Source organism: Kitasatospora sp. NPDC057198 (genome assembly GCF_042670125.1).
Taxonomy (GTDB): Bacteria; Actinomycetota; Actinomycetes; order Streptomycetales; family Streptomycetaceae; genus Kitasatospora.
On sequence record NZ_JBHUWH010000875.1, the window covers coordinates 1 to 1,257 of the forward strand.

Annotated in this window: 1 protein-coding gene; it reads left to right on the plus strand. The window is 62.3% G+C overall.

Annotation, left to right across the window (positions count from 1 at the left end; all coding sequences use genetic code 11):
- Positions 1-1,257 (plus strand): condensation domain-containing protein (locus ACFUEL_RS39785; protein WP_380243114.1); only part of this gene is annotated, 1,257 nt, incomplete at both ends.

Below are 1,257 nucleotides of genomic sequence, written 5' to 3' on the forward strand. Positions count from 1 at the left end.
TTCACAGCACCACGCACACCCGTCGAACAGGCCATCGCACGAGTCTGGGCGAAGACACTGGGCATCACCGACATCGGCATCCACGACAACTTCTTCGAGCTCGGCGGCGACTCGATCCTCAGCATCCAGATCGTCTCACGCGTCCGCAAAATCGGCCTGCACATCACCCCCGGCATGATGTTCCGCTACCAGACCGTCGCCGAACTGGCCGCCCACGCCGGAAACACGACGAACATCCACGCAGCACAAGGGCCGGTCAACGGAACCGCACCACTCACACCGATCCAGAACTGGTTCTTCGAACGCGACCTGACCGAAGCCCACCACTTCAACCAGTCCGTCCACCTCGAACTCGAAACAGTCGACCCCGACCTCCTCGACCAGGCACTGACAGCCCTGCTCAAGCACCACGACATCCTGCGCAGCAACTACACCCACACCAACGGCCGATGGACCCAGACCATCACCGACCACACACCCGAAACAATCCTGCACCGCCACGACCTCTCCCAAATCCCCCCCGAAGAACAGCCGGCCCATCAAGAACACATCGCCGAACAGACCCAACGCAGCCTCAACCTCACCGAAGGCCCACTCATCCAGGCAGCACTCCTCGACCTGGGCCCCCGCAACCACCGCCTGCTCATCGCCATCCACCACCTCCTCGTCGACGGCGTCTCCTGGCGAATCCTCCTCGAAGACCTCGGCAACGCATACCACCAGCTCACCAACGGCGAGGAAATCACCCTCCCCCTCAAAACCAGCAGCTACCTCGACTGGGCCAACCACCTCGAACAGCACGCACAGACCGAAAAGCTCCACACCGAAATCCCCTACTGGACCTCACAAACCACCACCAACCACCCCCACCCCCACACCACCCCCACCACCCTCAACACGACAACCCTCACCCTCACCCCCCACGACACCACCGCCCTCCTCCGGGACGTCCCACGAGCATTCGGAACCCAGATCAACGACGTCCTACTCACCGCACTCGCCATCGCACACCACCGAACAACCGGCAACCCCGACCTCCACGTCGACCTCGAAGGCCACGGCCGCGAAGAACTCTTCGACGACATCGACCTCCTCCGCACCGTCGGATGGTTCACCACCATCTTCCCCGTCCACATCACCGCCACCACCAACCCCACAGAAACCCTCAAGAACACCCAAAAAGCCCTCGAAAACATCCCGAACAAGGGCATCGGATACGGCATCCTCCGCTACCTCGCCACACCCCGCACCCGCCAA